General features: G+C 38.1%; 15 protein-coding genes and 1 pseudogene. 12 read left to right on the top strand and 4 right to left on the bottom strand.

What is annotated here, in order from left to right:
- Positions 1-197 precede the first annotated feature (197 nt).
- From HMPREF1654_RS08150 to rpsD, 6 genes are all read left to right on the top strand, one after another.
- Positions 198-2,174 carry a DHH family phosphoesterase gene (locus tag HMPREF1654_RS08150; protein ID WP_003077249.1) on the top strand — a complete coding sequence of 659 codons (1,977 nt, stop codon included), beginning with the start codon at positions 198-200 and terminating at the stop codon, positions 2,172-2,174.
- A complete protein-coding gene (gene rplI, locus HMPREF1654_RS08155) occupies positions 2,171-2,623 on the top strand; it encodes a 50S ribosomal protein L9 (protein ID WP_003077184.1) in 453 nt (150 codons plus the stop codon). The genes HMPREF1654_RS08150 and rplI overlap by 4 nt, the downstream gene beginning before the upstream one ends.
- A gap of 32 nt (positions 2,624-2,655) precedes the next feature.
- Positions 2,656-4,008 carry a replicative DNA helicase gene (gene dnaB, locus HMPREF1654_RS08160; protein WP_003077340.1) on the top strand — a complete coding sequence of 451 codons (1,353 nt, stop codon included), beginning with the start codon at positions 2,656-2,658 and terminating at the stop codon, positions 4,006-4,008.
- A 3-nt stretch (positions 4,009-4,011) separates the two neighbouring features.
- Positions 4,012-4,284, top strand: coding sequence for a Veg family protein (locus tag HMPREF1654_RS08165; RefSeq protein ID WP_003071603.1), 273 nt, complete (start codon positions 4,012-4,014; stop codon positions 4,282-4,284).
- Between the two features lie 38 nt (positions 4,285-4,322).
- Positions 4,323-4,955 (top strand): HAD family hydrolase, encoded by a 633-nt coding sequence (locus HMPREF1654_RS08170; RefSeq protein ID WP_003077347.1) that lies wholly within the window; start codon positions 4,323-4,325, stop codon positions 4,953-4,955.
- Between the two features lie 202 nt (positions 4,956-5,157).
- Positions 5,158-5,769, top strand: coding sequence for a 30S ribosomal protein S4 (gene rpsD, locus HMPREF1654_RS08175; RefSeq protein ID WP_003071599.1), 612 nt, complete (start codon positions 5,158-5,160; stop codon positions 5,767-5,769).
- Positions 5,770-5,956: 187 nt separating this feature from the next.
- Here the strand turns inward: rpsD and HMPREF1654_RS08180 are convergent, their stop codons facing one another.
- Complete coding sequence (locus tag HMPREF1654_RS08180) at positions 5,957-6,490, bottom strand: TetR/AcrR family transcriptional regulator (RefSeq protein ID WP_003077325.1); 534 nt, start codon at positions 6,488-6,490, stop codon at positions 5,957-5,959.
- Between the two features lie 174 nt (positions 6,491-6,664).
- Here HMPREF1654_RS08180 and HMPREF1654_RS08185 point away from each other — a divergent pair, with 174 nt between their 5' ends.
- Entirely contained in the window at positions 6,665-9,337 is a 2,673-nt protein-coding gene (locus tag HMPREF1654_RS08185) for a YhgE/Pip domain-containing protein (RefSeq protein WP_003077289.1), read from the top strand.
- Between the two features lie 40 nt (positions 9,338-9,377).
- Here the strand turns inward: HMPREF1654_RS08185 and HMPREF1654_RS08190 are convergent, their stop codons facing one another.
- Together HMPREF1654_RS08190 and HMPREF1654_RS08195 are read right to left on the bottom strand one after the other, a co-directional pair.
- The gene (locus HMPREF1654_RS08190; RefSeq protein ID WP_003077170.1) at positions 9,378-10,151 is read right to left on the bottom strand and encodes a Cof-type HAD-IIB family hydrolase; all 774 of its coding nucleotides are present in this window, start codon (positions 10,149-10,151) and stop codon (positions 9,378-9,380) included.
- Positions 10,152-11,042: a helix-turn-helix domain-containing protein gene (locus tag HMPREF1654_RS08195; RefSeq protein ID WP_231840244.1), complete on the bottom strand. Its 891-nt coding sequence runs from the start codon at positions 11,040-11,042 to the stop codon at positions 10,152-10,154.
- Between the two features lie 318 nt (positions 11,043-11,360).
- On the opposite strand from HMPREF1654_RS08195, the gene HMPREF1654_RS08200 reads away from it, so the two are divergent.
- The 5 genes and pseudogenes from HMPREF1654_RS08200 (at position 11,361) to HMPREF1654_RS08230 (ending at position 16,227) form a co-directional block, all read left to right on the top strand.
- Positions 11,361-11,696: a hypothetical protein gene (locus HMPREF1654_RS08200; RefSeq protein WP_003077206.1), complete on the top strand. Its 336-nt coding sequence runs from the start codon at positions 11,361-11,363 to the stop codon at positions 11,694-11,696.
- An 838-nt stretch (positions 11,697-12,534) separates the two neighbouring features.
- A pseudogene (locus HMPREF1654_RS09965) lies at positions 12,535-12,723 on the top strand (DUF6261 family protein); the annotation flags it as partial.
- A gap of 640 nt (positions 12,724-13,363) precedes the next feature.
- Positions 13,364-14,098: a polyphosphate polymerase domain-containing protein gene (locus tag HMPREF1654_RS08220; RefSeq protein ID WP_003077302.1), complete on the top strand. Its 735-nt coding sequence runs from the start codon at positions 13,364-13,366 to the stop codon at positions 14,096-14,098.
- Positions 14,079-14,759, top strand: coding sequence for a DUF4956 domain-containing protein (locus HMPREF1654_RS08225; protein WP_003077387.1), 681 nt, complete (start codon positions 14,079-14,081; stop codon positions 14,757-14,759). The genes HMPREF1654_RS08220 and HMPREF1654_RS08225 overlap by 20 nt, the downstream gene beginning before the upstream one ends.
- Before the next feature lie 13 nt (positions 14,760-14,772).
- On the top strand, positions 14,773-16,227 hold the full coding sequence (locus HMPREF1654_RS08230; protein ID WP_003077246.1) for a carbohydrate-binding domain-containing protein: 1,455 nt from the start codon (positions 14,773-14,775) through the stop codon (positions 16,225-16,227).
- A gap of 227 nt (positions 16,228-16,454) precedes the next feature.
- On the opposite strand, the gene HMPREF1654_RS08235 is transcribed toward HMPREF1654_RS08230, so the two are convergent.
- Positions 16,455-17,075 carry an HAD family hydrolase gene (locus tag HMPREF1654_RS08235; protein ID WP_003077250.1) on the bottom strand — a complete coding sequence of 207 codons (621 nt, stop codon included), beginning with the start codon at positions 17,073-17,075 and terminating at the stop codon, positions 16,455-16,457.
- Positions 17,076-17,079: the final 4 nt, after the last annotated feature.

The following is a 17,079-nucleotide window of genomic DNA, read 5'->3' on the forward strand; positions in this document are numbered from 1 at the left end:
GTTGACAGCATTGTAAAGCAATAGGTTATTTAAGTTGATATAAAGGGGATATAACTTATTTTTATTGTCAAGTTTACTTAGGAGAGTAGAAAGATTTTGTATTTTAGATGCTTAACGATATAATTGGTGTGGTTTTATTTAGGGAAAGCTCGCTTTTTTAGAGCTTTTGTGGTAAAATGGCGGTTAAGAGGTTTATGATGAAAAAATTTCGTTTTACTCCAATACATTTTATAATCATGGGCATTGTTTCTTTTGGAATTTTAGCCATTTTGTTACGAGTTCTTGGTAGTAGCATCTTGATGTTATTGACTCTTTTTTTGGTGCTAGCTGTTTTGATTTTTCTATTGATTTTCCAACAAAAGAGTTATGAAATTAACGAAGTGGAACAAATCCAGTATGTAAACGATCAAGCAGAAAATAGTTTGGCATCATTACTTGAAAGGATGCCAGTTGGTGTTGTGAAAGTTGATCCAGCATCTGGAAATGTGGAATGGTTTAATCCTTATGCAGAGCTAATTCTAACGAATGAAGACGGTGAATTTGATGTGGATTTGCTGCAAAAAATAACTAAAACACCTTTGGAAGGTGGAGGCTCGTATGCAACGATTGGAGATACTAAATATTCAGTGTATTTAGATCATGCTTCAAGTGTATTTTATTTTTTTGATGCATCTAGTGAATATGAAGCAACTACAGAACTCGTGACGACAAGACCAGTTATTGGCATTGTTTCAGTTGATAATTATGATGATCTAGAGGATGTTGTCTCGGATTCAGATATTAGTCATATTAATAGTTTCATCGCAAAGTTTGTTGCTGAATTTGCCGAAAAATACGCCATGTTTTCTCGTCGTGTGGGGATGGATCGTTTTTATATTTTTACAGATTACACAGTTTTGGATCAGTTAATGCAAGATAAGTTCACAGTGATTGATCAGTTTAGGGAAGAGGCGAAAAAGCGGGAAATTCCTCTTACTTTGAGTATGGGATTTTCGTATGGAGATAGCAATCATGAACAGATTGGTAAAGTAGCTCTGTTAAACTTGAACCTTGCTGAAGTTCGTGGTGGTGATCAAGCTGTTGTAAAGGAAAATGATGAATTAAAAAATCCTGTTTACTTTGGTGGTGGCTCAGCTGCATCTGTAAAGCGGACACGTACTCGCACACGAGCTATGATGACAGCTATTTCAGATAAGATTAAAAGTGTGGACCAAGTTTTTGTAGTTGGACACAAAAATCTAGACATGGACGCGCTTGGTTCTTCTGTGGGAATGCAAATGTTTTCTAGCAATATTATTGAACAAACCTATGCAGTCTATGATCCTCATCAAATGGCGGCAGACATTGAACGAGCAGTCCACAGGTTGCAGGATGAAGGCGAGACCAATCTTCTTTCAGTCGCTGATGCAATGACAATGGTAACCAATCGTTCTTTGCTAATCATGGTGGATCATTCAAAAACAGCGCTAACTTTATCAAAAGACTTTTATGATTTATTTAATCAAATGATTGTCATTGATCACCATAGAAGAGACCAGGATTTTCCAGAAAATGCCATTATTAGCTACATTGAAAGTGGAGCAAGCAGTGCTTGTGAATTGGTAACAGAATTGATTCAATTCCAAAATTCTAAGTCAAAACGCTTGAGCAAAATGCAGTCTAGTGTATTGATGGCTGGAATTATGCTGGATACGAAAAGATTCTCTTCTCGTGTAACTAGTCGTACGTTTGATGTGGCGAGTTATCTACGCACACGCGGAAGTGACAGTGTGGCTATTCAAGATATTTCAGCAACAGATTTTGATGAATATCGTGAAGTGAATGAGCTAATTTTAAACGGTAAGAAAATTTTGCCAAATGTTCTCGTTGCTACTGGGACAGAAGAAAAATGTCATGATACAGTTGTTATTAGTAAAGCTGCAGATGCTATGCTAGCAATGTCAGGGATTGAAGCTAGCTTTGTTGTTGGCAAAAACAAACAAAATAATATATCGATATCTGCTCGCAGTCGTAGTAAAATCAATGTACAGCGGATTATGGAAGAACTGGGTGGAGGCGGTCATTTTAATTTGGCAGCAGCGCAAATCTCTGACCAGACAATTGCACAAGTCGTACAACACTTAAATGAAATTATTGTTCGTGAAGTACTAAAAGATAAGGAGTTAGAAGAATGAAAGTAATCTTTTTAGCAGATGTAAAAGGTAAAGGAAAAAAAGGTGAAATTAAAGAAGTGCCTACTGGCTATGCACAGAATTTTCTGATTAAGAAAAATCTTGCAAAAGAGGCGACTGCAGCAGCTATCGGCGAGCTTCGCGGTAAACAAAAATCAGAAGAAAAAGCACATGCCGAAATGTTAGCTGAAGCACAAGCCATTAAAGAAAAGCTGGAAGCAGAAAGTACAATTGTTGAATTTACTGAAAAAGTAGGGCCAGATGGACGTACTTTTGGTTCTATTACCAGTAAAAAAATTGCTGAAGAATTACAAAAGCAATTTGGAATTAAGATTGATAAACGATTGATTCAAGTCAAGAATCCTATTCGTTCTGTTGGCTTGATTGATGTGCCAGTGAAAATTTATCAAGATGTGACTAGCGTTATCAATTTACGTGTAAAAGAAGGCTAATGAAAAAATGATTTTTTAAGAGAGGAGGTCTTATGGCAGATATTGATGAATTACGAGCGCAGCCACAAGATATTTTGGCAGAACAATCTGTTTTAGGTGCGATTTTTATTGATGAGAGTAAGCTAGTTTTTGTTCGTGAATATATCGAGCCAAGCGACTTCTTTAAATATGCTAATCGCTTAATTTTTAAAGCGATGATTGATTTGGCAGATCGAGGTGATGCCATTGATGCAACGACTGTTCGTAATATTTTAGACAGTCAGGGTGATTTGCAAAACATTGGTGGTTTGTTTTACTTGGTTGAAGTGGTAAATTCAGTGCCGACTTCTGCCAATGCTGAGTATTATGCTAAAATTGTAGCAGAAAAGGCTGTCTTGCGGCGGTTAATTTCACGTTTGACAGACTCTATCAACCTAGCTTATGATGGTGCTAGTCCTGCAGATGAAATCATTGCTGGCGCGGAAAAAGCGTTAATTGATGTTAGTGAAAATGCTAGTCGAAGTGGTTTTAAAAATATTAAAGAGATTTTGAATCTCAATTTTGGCAGCTTGGAAATGCGATCTCAGCAGACGTCTGATATTACAGGGATTGCAACAGGTTACCAAGATTTGGATCACATGACTACGGGCTTACATGAAGAAGAGTTAATCATTGTGGCAGCTCGACCTGCAGTTGGTAAGACTGCTTTTGCCCTTAATATTGCACAAAATATTGGAACTAAGCTAGATAAGACAGTTGCTATTTTTTCTTTGGAAATGGGTGCTGAGAGCTTGGTGGATCGAATGTTGGCAGCAGAGGGCTTGATTGAGTCGCATTCAATCCGAACAGGACAATTAACGGATGAGGAATGGGGAAAGTATGCGATTGCGCAAGGGAATCTAGCAGAAGCTAGCATTTACATTGACGATACTCCAGGAATTCGAATCACAGAGATTCGTTCACGTGCTCGAAAATTAGCACAAGAAACGGGAAATCTTGGTTTGATTTTAATTGACTACTTGCAGTTGATTACAGGAACTGGTCGGGAAAATCGCCAGCAAGAGGTTTCGGAAATTTCTCGTCAATTAAAGATTTTAGCAAAAGAGCTGAAAGTGCCGGTTATTGCATTGAGCCAATTATCACGGAGCGTGGAGCAACGTCAAGACAAACGGCCTGTTTTATCAGATATTCGTGAGTCTGGTTCAATTGAGCAGGATGCAGATATTGTTGCATTTTTATATCGAGATGATTACTATGAACGTGGTGGTGAAGAAGCTGAAGGACTTCCAAATAACAAGGTTGAAGTAATTATTGAAAAGAATCGTAGCGGCGCACGTGGTACGGTAGAATTGATTTTCCAAAAAGAGTACAATAAGTTTTCAAGTATTTCTAAGAGAGAGGAATAGATAATGAGTGATGCATTTACAGATGTTGCAAAAATGAGAAAAATTAAAGAAGAAATCAAGGCTCATGAAGGAAAAATGGTGGAAATGACTCTTGAAAACGGTCGTAAACGTCAAAAAAATAAGCAAGGTCGTTTAATTGAAGTCTATCCTTCTTTGTTTATTGTTGAATATACCAACAATAGTAGTAATCCAGGTGAGATTGAAAATACTTACGTCGAATCCTATACTTATTCGGATATTTTAACAGAGAAAAACTTGATTCGGTATTTAGATTAAGATAAATTTATTTTAATGTAATGCGGCTGGAGTAAGAAATGATTAAAAATCTAATTTTTGATTTTGGCAATGTTTTAATTGAATGGAACCCTGCTAAGATTTTAGCTGCTTTCGTAGAGGATGAAGAAGATCGTAAGCGTGTCAAAACGGCTGTTTTTGACTCGGGAATTTGGGCTCAGACGGATATTGGAGAATTAAGCTTGAAACAAGCCATTCGGAAAGCTCAAAAATTGCTAGATGGTTCGTATGCTCCTACTGTTGAAGCTGTTTTTACTCGTTGGTATGAGGCAATAGATAGCTACTATCAGCTACAAGAGAAAATTTTTGAGTGGGTTCAGATGGGGTATAGTATTTATATTTTATCTACTACCAGTGAGATCTTTTATACGGTTGAAAATGCCGGCTTATTACCAATGACAAAAGTATTGACGGGGAAAATCCTTTCTTACGAAGTAGGATGTGCAAAACCAGATAAAAGTATCTATCAAAAATTACTGACCCAGTATACATTGCAAGCTAGTCAATGTGTGTTTATAGATGATCTACAGGTTAATCTAGACACTGCTAAAAGTCTGGGGTTTGAAACTATTTTAGCAACATCTGAACAGCAAAATATAATTGCGATAGAGGAATTATTGAAAAAGAAAGGTTCTTTCCATAGAAAGAAATAATCTGACAAAATCCGTCTTTACAGATAGGATTTTTTTTGATATAATGGCTTTTGTGTGAAATAGCAGCAGGAGAGCATGAAGCTCGTCAACAGAACATAGCTATAAAAGTAGCCTTGGCTGTTTAGGCGAAAATGTTCTGCACGAATCAGGGCTTTCTAAGTGACTATTTCCTCAAATTATTATTTTATAGGAGGACATTTATATGTCACGTTATACAGGACCATCTTGGAAACAAGCTCGTCGTTTGGGTCTTTCTCTTACTGGTACAGGTAAAGAATTGGCTCGCCGTAACTATGTACCTGGTCAACATGGGCCAAACAACCGTAGCAAATTGTCAGAATACGGTTTGCAATTGGCTGAGAAACAAAAACTTCGTTTCACTTATGGTGTAGGTGAAAAACAATTCCGTAACTTGTTCGTACAAGCTACTAAAATTAAAGAAGGAATCCTTGGTTTCAACTTCATGCTTCTTTTGGAACGTCGCTTGGATAATGTTGTTTACCGTCTTGGTCTTGCAACTACTCGTCGTCAAGCTCGTCAATTCGTAAACCACGGTCATATCCTTGTTGATGGAAAACGCGTTGATATCCCATCATACCGCGTAACTCCAGGTCAAGTGATTTCAGTTCGTGAAAAATCATTAAAAGTACCTGCAATTCTTGAAGCAGTAGAAGCTACTCTTGGACGTCCAGCATTCGTATCATTCGACGCTGAAAAATTGGAAGGTTCATTGACTCGCTTGCCAGAACGCGACGAAATCAATCCAGAAATCAATGAAGCGCTTGTCGTTGAATACTACAACAAACAACTTTAAGCTAAGACTTATCCGAAGTTGGGAATCTTCCCAACTTCTTTTTTATGACTCATTGAAAAGATCAAAAAAGAGAAAACGAATTTTGTTTTCTCTTTTCTAGTTTTAAAAGTGATGAGCATTTTTGTCTTAAAGTTTTTCACATTTTAACACTAAATGGCTTTATTCGAGTAGCAAAATAGAATTATTTCTAATCCAACATTTTTAAAAGAAAATCTGCCATTTGTTCAGGGCGTTCTTTTTTCCCTCTAGCAATCCACATTTGACAAACTCCAAAAAAGGCGTTTGTCAGGTAAACATGGCTGTATTCTTTCTCCACTTGACTTAGTAGTTTACTACTAAAGCGTTCTTGTAGGTCTTCAGCCAGCATGATTTGGAATTTATGGCGTAAAAATGTTTGAATTTCTTTTGTTCCGTTTTCTGTTAACAAAACAGAAAGGAGGGATTCGCGTGTGAGAAAATCAAAAACTTCTATAATCGCGCTACGCTTGTCTTGAGCATACTTTTCAAAAATGTATTCTAACTTATGGAAAAGTTTCTGTTGATAATGCTCAATCATATCATATTTATCTTTGTAGTGTGTATAAAAACTGCTGCGACTGATACCAGCCGTTTTTGTCAACTTGACAGTGCTAATCTGATCGAATGATTCGTGTTTAAGCAGATCGACCATTGCATTTTCAATAATCATTTTTGTTTTTTGGCGCTTGTTACTTTCTGCCATATTAGTTTTCCTCTTTTGAACAAATTTATACAACATGTCTAAAATTGAATTTTTTCTCTTGTGAAAAAATGTAGAAACTGTATAATCTATTATATCAAATATTTAGACAATGTGTATAAAAATATTTCAAAAATTAAAATTTTTATATAGAGTGTCTAAGATAGAGGAGAAAAAATGTTCAGAGAATGGAAAGAAATTTTCAAAAAACCAATCTTTATTGTTGTCATGATTGGTGTTTCCTTGATTCCTGCTCTTTATAATGTTATCTTTTTGAGTTCAATGTGGAATCCTTATGGAAAAGTATCGGAATTACCAGTAGCGGTGGTGAATAAAGATCAACATGCAAGATTTAACAGTAACACATTGTCTGTTGGGGATGATATGGTGAAAAGCCTTAAAAAGAATGATGCGTTAGATTTTCATTTTGTATCTGAAGCAAAGGCAAAGAAAGGTTTGGAGAAGGGTGATTATTATATGATTATCACCCTTCCAAGTGATTTATCCCAAAAGGCAGCTAGTATTCTGGATAATAAGCCACAAAAGATGCAGATTGATTATCAAACATCTAGCGGACGTAGCTTTATTGCCAGCAAGATGAGTGATTCGGCTATGACTCGGCTTCAACAAACTGTCGCTAACAATGTGACCAATACGTATACGACTTCTCTCTTTAAGAATATGAATAATTTAAGGAAAGGGATGGTAGCAGCAGCTTCTGGCAGCAGTCGTCTCGCTTCTGGTAGTCAACAATTAAAAGACGGTAGTCAAACATTGACAGATAATTTGCAAACCTTGTCTAACTCTAGCATGACATTTGCAGATGGTGCTAATACGTTAACGACAGGTTTGGGAAGTTATATACTTGGTGTGCGTCAGCTTTCAGATGGGATTGGCATGCTATCTACAAAACTGTCTTCCTATACGTCAGGCGTCAGTCAATTAGCTTCTGGTTCAACTACATTATCAAAAGGATTGACAGGCTATACAAATGCTGTTGGTCAGTTGGCGGACGGTTCAGAACAATTGTCAGATGGCTTTAGCAACTATACTAATGGTGTGGCAAATCTTGCAGGTGGTGCCAATCAATTAAATGATCAATCACAAAACTTATTGGCAGGGGTCAATCAATTAACTGCTTCTAATGAGGAAATTCAAAAATTATCAAGCGGTGCGCATCAATTAGCTACGGGTCTGAACACTTTGATGGCGACTGTTAAACAATCTGGTATGACAGCTGAGCAAGTTCAAAAACTACAAGCTTTGCAAACAGGCTTAACAACCGTTCAAAAGACTCTTTCAAATGGAGTTGATCTGTCAATGGCGAAAACGGCCATGATGAAAGCTTTGAATGATATGGAGACAGCTGCGAATACACTTGCTAATAGTGCGACGACAGATAAGGCTACGATTACAAATAACGTAGCTGCTACAGCAGCTTATCAAAAATTAAGTGCTAGTGAACAAGCAGAAATCAATGCCGCTATTTCACAAGCTCCAAGTCAAACCGCTACGACTGCGACAAATATGTTGACAACGATTCAAACGCTTAAGACACAAGTAACAAACTTGCCAAATCAATCCTCCAATCAACAAGGCATCGCTGTCATCGAGCAAGCCAAAGGTGCACTTTCAAGTCTCCAAACGAACGCACAAGAATCTCAAGAAAGCATTCTTGCGGCATTACAACAATCGACTACGGGTGCTAGTCAAGTGGCAGCAGGAGTTGACCAATTGCAAACGAGCTTGGCAACAGGCGCTGGTCGATTTGTGAAAGGTGTGACAGACTATACTAATGGAGTCGCTCAGATTGCGGTAGGAGCTAACACCTTATCTAGTCATAGCGAGCAACTAACATCTAGCATGGCAAAAATTAGTTCAGGTTCTAAGGTTTTAGCTAGTCAAAACAGTCAATTGACATCTGGAATGGCAAAGGTTGCTTCTGGAGCCAATCAATTAGCTGGTAATAATGGTCAAATTGATGCGGGTTTGGCAAAATTGGCAGACGGAGCCAATCAATTAGTTAGCAATTCTGAGGCACTAGTGTCAGGAGTAGGTAAGTTGTCTGATGGTGCTGGTAAAATAGCAGATGGTTCTACGAAGCTGGCGGATGGTAGTTCAATGATGACGTCTAATTTGGGAAGGCTTGTGTCGGGTGTGGACACCTTGACAGCAGGTTTGACAGATGCCAAAAATCAATTATCTATGGTGACAACCAATAACGCCAATGCTAAAGCTCTCGCAAATCCATTGACAACGAAGAAAATAGATAAAGACCATGTTGGTAAAAATGGTATCGGTATGGCTCCATACATGATTTCTGTGGCACTTTTTGTAGCAGCGATTTCAACCAATATCATTTTTAACACGTTGCCTTCTGGTAAGAAACCTGAGACACGTATGGAATGGCTGAAAGCACGTATTCAGGTCAATGGCGTTATTTCTCTCTTGGCAGGTTTATTGGTGTATGGTGCAGTGCACATGATTGGATTGACTGCCAATCATGAATGGGCGACGCTTGGAATCATTCTTTTAACAAGCATGTGCTTCATGGCAGTGGTGACAGCTCTGGTAACGTGGGACACTAAGCTTGGTGCTTTCACTTCCTTGATTTTGTTATTGTTGCAACTAGCCTCTAGTGCAGGGACTTACCCACTTCCGTTGACGGACAAGATTTTCCAAAATATCAATCCTTGGTTGCCAATGAGTTACTCTGTTTCGGCTTTGCGTCAAACAATTTCGATAACAGGGCAAGTCGGTAGACAAGTTGCCTTCATGACAGTTATTCTAGTACTTTTTGTCGGTCTTGGTTTTTTGGTCTACAATCCGAATAAAAAAGAATTAGTCTAATCTAAAAGCTCTTGTATCTCGAATACAGGAGCTTCTTTTTTCAAATTAAACCAAAATGTGTTAATGCGTACGGAATGCCATTTTCATCATTAGAGCGCGTGATGAAAGTGGCTGCTTCTTTGACGGTTGCTTGGCTATTGCCCATTGCAATTGAATAATCCACTCTTTCAAACATTGATAGGTCATTGAGCCCGTCTCCGAATGCGTAAGTTGGTGCTTCGTCTGCTAATAAGGTCAGTAGGTGCTGAATCCCAGAGCCTTTATTACAACCGTGCGGCGTGATGTCCATTGAGTAAGGGCTGTTACGGAAAAAGTGCAGTTCAGGGACTTCTGTTTGGTACTGAGTGTCTTTTTCGGGATCTTCACTAAAAATGAGCAACATCTGACAAGGCTGGTTTTGGTAAATGGTCGGTCCAACTTGTGGCAGATCTTGGTGAAAATAGTGGAAATTTTGCTGGACGGTCGAACTGAGTGCTGTCACACGCATTTCTCCTTGTGAATAAAAGCCGAGGTCGTGTTTATTTTCTTTTGCCAATTGCAGGAGTTTGAGAATGCTGGTTTGTGCAATCCGTCCTTCAAACAGGAATTGCTTCTCATGGAGAATTTCCATTCCGTTTAGCAAAATGGCAGAATGAATCCCAGCGTCTTCCAGAACCGTTCCCATTTCTCCGCGGCCACGTCCGGTACAGACAATGGGAAGAAAGCCATTGGCTCGTAGTTGAGCAATGGCTCTTTTATTTTCTATCGGAACTTGTCCCTGACTATTTACTAAAGTACCATCAATATCAAAAAATACAAATCCGTTGTAAGTCATTTACTTCTCCGTTTCTATTGAAGTGGTTGAAATTCCATGTGAAATATGAGAGAAATAAGAAGCACGATATTGTTTGACTTCTTCTTTCAAGTTTTCGAGCAAGGTCGTTTCTTCTGTCAGCTCAAGCAACTGGATACCTTTCTGGATAAGGTCGTCGTCTCCCTGACAAATACCCAGACGAACCTGAGCAAAGCCGAGCTTGTCGTATCGTTTTGTTTGCTTGGCGAGCGGTAAGATCATCTCGGTGATACGCTGGCAATCGTCAAGGCGGTTGTTGTAAAGGTAGATGGTCGAAAGGTTGGCTAAAATGGAGAATTGTGTACTGTGAATTTCTTTGTAATGCTTATACTTGTTGAGACTGGCTAAGATTTTTTCCGTTATATTTTGAATGGTTTCTAGTGGGAAGAAGTAAAGAATAACACTTAGTAAATTTAAGTCACTTTCATAAAAAGTATCTCGTTTTTCTAAGGCTGTCCAAATTTGCTCTGTCAATTGTTTTGCTTTATCGCTAAAGTTATGCTCTCGTACTTCCATAATAATATTGATTGTGGAGAGAATATTTTGGATTGGCAAATCATGTTTGACTTTTTTAAGATGTTCTTCGCATAGATGAGCAATTTTTTTAAGTTCTGTATTATTAACAATAGATAAGTGGTTTGACATTTGATTGATAATCACTTGTCTTGTCCGCGGTTTATAGTAATTACAAATATATTCAAATTCCCCAAAACTCATGTCAATCTGGTGGAGCAGAAATTCCATGGTTTCATAGCTGGGAACGGATTGGTTGCTTTCAAACTTGGAAAGATTGGAGCGAGAAATCCAATCTCCGCAAATCTCTTGCTGGGTGATTCCCTTTGCTTTTCGAATCGTCTTGTAAACTGTGCCAATATCTCAACGCATAGGCGACTCCTTGTGTTAAATATGAAATGTGAAAACAGTGGGCATTTTGTGAATGCCTTTTCATCATATTATATCATAAGGATAAATAAAGACAAGGAGATGAAAATATATGAAAAAATTTAGATTTTTCTCAATACTATCTTTTATTACTGCAATAATTGGTACATTTCCATGGTGGCCACCATTTGGTATATAGTGCTACAATTTAAAGAAAGGGAGGAGTGAAACCAATGTACTATAAGTGTTGATGTAATTAGTATTGTTTTTTTAAAAGTATTTGTCTTTATAAAGAAAAAGGTATATACTATGAAAAAATTATATAAAATTTTCCTTACGATTGCAGCAGCTTTTATGATTGGTGCAACAGTTATACCGTCCTCAACTTCTGTTATTTATGCGAATAGTATGAAATATGAAGAAGTAGTTCCTTTCCGGGATCGAGGTGTATGTGGAGATATGAACAAGAATAGCTATGCTTACAAAAGATATTGTTTGAAAGATGGGAGTGCTTCGGCTACTCTTACACCAGCGCAAAGAGATTGTTTATGGGCTTTAGGGCTTGGTGTATTTAGCTTTTCAACCACATGGTATTCTCTGCTTATGGCGTATGGACCAGTAGTATATCAATGCTTAAAAGCATAGCGAAATAGACTTATTATTTCTGTGTTAAAAAAGGAGTGAAAATAATGAAGAAAAAATATTCTTTTGACAAATACTTTTATAAGAAATATCATTTCTATTTTTATACAATTGTATTGATACTGTACTTTTTATATTTCTCACATGATGATGTGATAGGTGATCTTCTATTTTTGGGAGCATATATAATTCTGCTTTTAACGACAATAATAAAAAAATTCCCAAAAGATTAAGGAGAATTTTTATGAAATGTATTCGCATGAGTCTATACTTCATTATTATTTGCACAACTCTCTTTTTCCTCTCTACATGCACCTCTTCATCACAAGCTTCTGAAAGCTCTACAGTTTCAAGTGTTTCTCAGGTTTCAACAAGTGAAAATGAGGTAGAACACAATTTAAAATTGACAAAATTATACAAAGAAATTGTAAAGAGCTTTCAAGAGACGAATGCAGAAAATATTGTAAACAATAAATTAACAAAGGGAAATTTGCTCTATTTTGGTCGTGAGACGTGCCCGTTTTGTAGAGAATTTCTTCCGGTCTTGAAAGAAACATCAGACTTGTATCATACGCCTTTTAATAAATACAGAAGATTCTCATAAGAATTCTCAAATAAAGAAAGCGATGGAAAAATATAATGTGACTGGTGTACCTACGCTGATTTATTTAAAAAAAGACAACGGTTTTGAAGTCTTGAATGAAGAGCAGACGACTTTACCAGAATGGTTTAATATAATAACGAAATATTGAACTTTTTCAAAAAACACTCCTCTTTTCCAGAAAATTTCCTATAATTTCCCATTCACGTTATACTAAATGAGAAGATTTTTCATTCGTCTGAGGGTCGGACGCCTGACCAACAGTTGGCGGACTATGTGGTGATTTTGCACCAAGACAAAGACGATAGCTTTTATGCGATCTTCCTTTCCGTACTCAATAACAGCCGCAAACACTATGCGGATATCCTTGCCCGTCGCAAGGGCAAAGAGTCTAAAGCAGAAGCAGGAAAAGTAGCAGAAATCAACTAACATTTCTCCTTCATCTTACTTGAAGTTTTTCTGTCAGAGCAGTAGGATAAAGACTAAGAATAGGAAGAGCAGAGGATTAGAAAGTGTGATGGGATGATAAGATTTCATTTTAATAACGAATTTTGGTTTCGGTGGCGGTTTTATCTGTTGAGCATGATGATATTCTTTTCCTCGGTCGACCCTTATGCGAAATGGGACGTATTCAATGTGATTTATTTTACTGTACTGGGAATATTTTTGCTCTTACAGATCTTTGTGCCAGAGTGTTCTCATAAGCGATCTTATCCAGTAGGCAGCTATCATTTTAACTGGGAATTTTATAATGATATTTCCTTGTATATGATGTTTTATTTTTTACGTACTTTCTCTTCTGGTCCAATAAGCGGTGATACCGTGTGGTACTGGATTTTGCTGATAGCAGATATTCTCGTTATTTGTACTTTTCTTATCAAAAGAGAAAAAGCAGAGAAGAGTGAAGAATAAGATGGGACAACTTCTATTTCCTATTTCATTCCACAGACATCTATTAAACACCTCCAGAAAATGAGGGTGTTTTGTTTTCTTTAAGTTTTCTTTAGCTTTCTTTTAAGGATTTGCCCGTAAACTACGTAGATAAAGAACGACAAAGGAGAGCAATCTTATGGCTAAAAAAACATTTAAAGATAAATTTCAACGGATAGAAACCAAGTATGTCATCTCAAAGGAAACGTTGGCAGATTTGCTAAAGGAGTTTGAAGCGTATATGGCAGAGGACGAGCATGCCTATTCAACGATTGGCAACCTCTACTATGATACGCCGACCTATCAGATGATTCGGGAGTCTTTGGAGAAGCCTTATTTCAAGGAAAAATTGCGCGTGCGGACTTATGACGCTAGCCCTCAGGCTGATAGCCAAGTCTTTTTGGAAATCAAGAAAAAAGTGCGTAAGGTTGTGTACAAGCGCCGGATTGCGACTGATTTACTGGTGGCAGAGCAGTATCTTGCAGGGGAATGCCAGCTTGAGGATTCACAGATTAAGAAAGAAATCGAATGGCTCTGCAAGCGGTATGGAGGTGTGCAGCCCATGATGTATATTTACTACAACCGCTACTCTTTAAAAGGTTTGGAAGATTCAAATGTGCGGATTACCATCGATTATGATGTCGCTTATCGAACGAAAGAATTAAGTTTGTTAGCAGGAAAAGATGGCAAGAACCTGCTACCTGACAACCATGTTATCATGGAAATTAAGGTACCTGGGGCGTATCCACTCTGGCTGGCAGAGATTCTGGACTGCTACCACGTTTTTCCAAAATCTTTCTCAAAATATGGGGTTGCCTACAAGAAAACAACAGACTATAAAGGAGTAATCAGACATGTTCGATCAGTTATTTAATGACGTTTTTACAGGAACAACAATCAATCCAGCCAGTATGTTTGGTGCGATTGGTGTCGGCCTCGTGCTGGGACTGATATTAGCTAAGGTTTATCAGTACAAAACCATTTACAGCAAGTCCTTTATGATGACTTTGGTTATGCTACCGACTTTGATTGCTATTGTCATTTTTTTAGTCAATGGTAGTCTGGGAGCAGGGGTTGCGGTAATGGGAGCTTTCAGCTTGATTCGTTTTCGTTCAGCACCGGGTGGTGCTAAGGAATTGCTCGCAATTTTCCTTGCTATGACGATTGGGATTGCTGTCGGCATGGGCTATCTTATTTTTGCTAGCGTCTTTACAATCATTATGTCGGTGGTTATGTTGTTGCTGGAAACGGTGAATTTTGGGCAGATGAAGCATTCTATGCGCCAAGTGACTGTTGTCATTCCAGAAAGTTTGGATTATGAAACTGTCTTTGATGACATCTTTCAAAAAGCAACCAATTATATCGAATTAGCAAATGTCAAAACGTCTGATATGGGAAGTTTGTTTAAAATTAAGTATATTGTCCAATTAAATGGTACAATGACAGAGAAAGAGTTAATGGATGCTTTGCGCACGCGAAATGGGAATTTAGAGATTGCCATTAGCCGCTATGTCACAAAAGAAAATGAACTATAAAAGGAGGATAGCCATGAGAAGATCAACCTCAAAACGAAAACAGTTCAAACGTTTGATTCCGCTTGTTCTATTGACAGTTGCTTTAGGAGCATGTGGTGCGAAAAACGGTAGTTCAACCAGTACCAATTCCTCTAGCACCAGTAAGGTAACGACCGTTAAACTGTCCAATTATTTTACCAAGCGTGACCAAGATGCTTCTTATGATGAATCAAAAGCAACTAAGATTAGTCTGAGCGGGTCATCTGCTAAGGCTTCTGGTTCTGGTGCAGAAGTGTCGGGATCTACGGTGACAATTACTAAAGCTGGGACATATATCTTATCGGGTTCAAGTGAAAACGTTCAAATCATTGTGAAAGCTAAGAAAAAAGATAAGGTTCAGCTAGTTCTGAATGGTGTCAGGATGACTGGAACAGATGCTGCAATTGTCGTAGAAAATGCAGATAAGACTTTTATCACCCTTGCAAAAGGTAGTAAGAATACGATTTCGGATTCTGCCCATCACAAGAATACAAAGTATGATGCTGCAATTTACAGTAAAGATGATCTCACTTTCAATGGTTCTGGCAGTTTGACGGTAGAAGGCAATTATGGGAATGCTATTGAGTCTAATGATGATTTGCGTATTTCAGGCGGAACTTATACGATTAAAGGTTATAAAAACGCCCTTTCAGCTAATGACGCAATCAATATCAAAGACGCAACAATGAATTTGACTGCTACTTATGATGCAATTCATGCAGACAATGATAAAAAAACGTCTCTGGGGAATTTCTATATCCATTCTGGCAAGATAACCATTCACGCTGGAGATGATGGTATTCATGCTTCTAACATTGCTCTTGTTGACGGTGGTACGATTAAGGTAGAAAAGAGTGAGGAAGCACTTGAAGGCAAGACTGTGACCATTAATGGTGGGAATTTGGATTTGACAGCTAATAATGATGGTATCAATGCTGCAGACGGCAGTAGTAGTAAAAAGACTCCGGGGCAAGCTACTGCTGGTGTCAGCCTGACAATCACCGGTGGTAAGATAAAGATTAATGCACAAGGTGACGGTTTGGATTCTAATGGGGATTTGACCATTTCAGGTGGGGAAGTTTATGTGGACGGTCCCACAAATGGTGGCAATGGTGCTCTTGACTATGATGGCAATGGCACCATTACTGGTGGCACCGTTGTAATGGTCGGTAGCAATGGCATGGCAATGGGCTTTGGCTCAAACTCTAAACAGGCCTCTATCCTTACGAATGTATCTGGGAATGCTGGTGCTAAGGTGACGATTTCTGATTCGTCAGGAAAAGAAATCCTCAGCTACACCGCTGCTAAGAATTTCCAATCTGTTCTGGCGAGCTCAGCTGCTATTAAAGACGGTAAAAGCTACACCATTACAGTCAATGGACAATCCACGACTGCAATAGCTAGCCTAACTACTCAAAATGCAAATGGGATGGGCGGAGGTCGGAAATAGCATGAAAAGAGGCTGGGGAGCCCCAACCTCTTTCGTTTGACCTTCACAATAAAACTAATCATACAATTTAAGAATAACACTAAGGAACTGCTTAAACAATTCCCCTTCCTTGGGCTTCAATATAGCACAATAGCAAAAAACAAGTCTATTTTTGAAGGAAAATATGTGCTATAATAAAATTAATGACATTAAAAAACTAGAGTTTCTTGCTCTAGCTTTTTATGTTACTAATTCTTCAAAATATCTCCTATTTCTGTCAAATTATCAACAGTCCAATCTGGAGTTTCTGCTGGGTTAGTTATGTGAGTCAAGCGACTAAAACCCTGCCGGATCCAAATAGTTCGCATACCAAGTTGTTTAGCTGGAAGAATATCATTGTCTAAACGGTCGCCAATCATCATAGCATGTTCAGCCAAGCAGTTTGCTTGTTGGAGAGCCAGCTTAAAAATGGCTAGATTAGGTTTTGCCAAGCCAACATCGGCAGAAGAAATAACGAGATCTATGTAAGAATCAATACCAAAGTTTCTCAATCTTACCAGTAGATTCGGTAATTGATTAGCAAGGATACCAATCTTGTAGTGTGAGTGAAGAGTTTTCAGCACATTCTTACAATCAGGATAAAGCACCTCTAAATCCGAATTCCAAGCTGGAGGTTTCAGACCATAATATTTCAGAGCTTCTACATCGCCTTTTTTATTTTCCATAAAATAGTGGATCATAGTTTGATAAAATGCTGCATAAGAAATATTAGTATCAGCAAGAGCCTGTTTAATCCGCTCTTGATAGGCTTTTTCTTCATTTACCAAAGTTGAGCCAACATCAAAGAATAACCAATCAATCTGTTTCATGCTA

The sequence above is a fragment of the Streptococcus intermedius SK54 = ATCC 27335 genome (assembly GCF_000413475.1).
GTDB classification, from domain to species: domain Bacteria; phylum Bacillota; class Bacilli; order Lactobacillales; family Streptococcaceae; genus Streptococcus; species Streptococcus intermedius.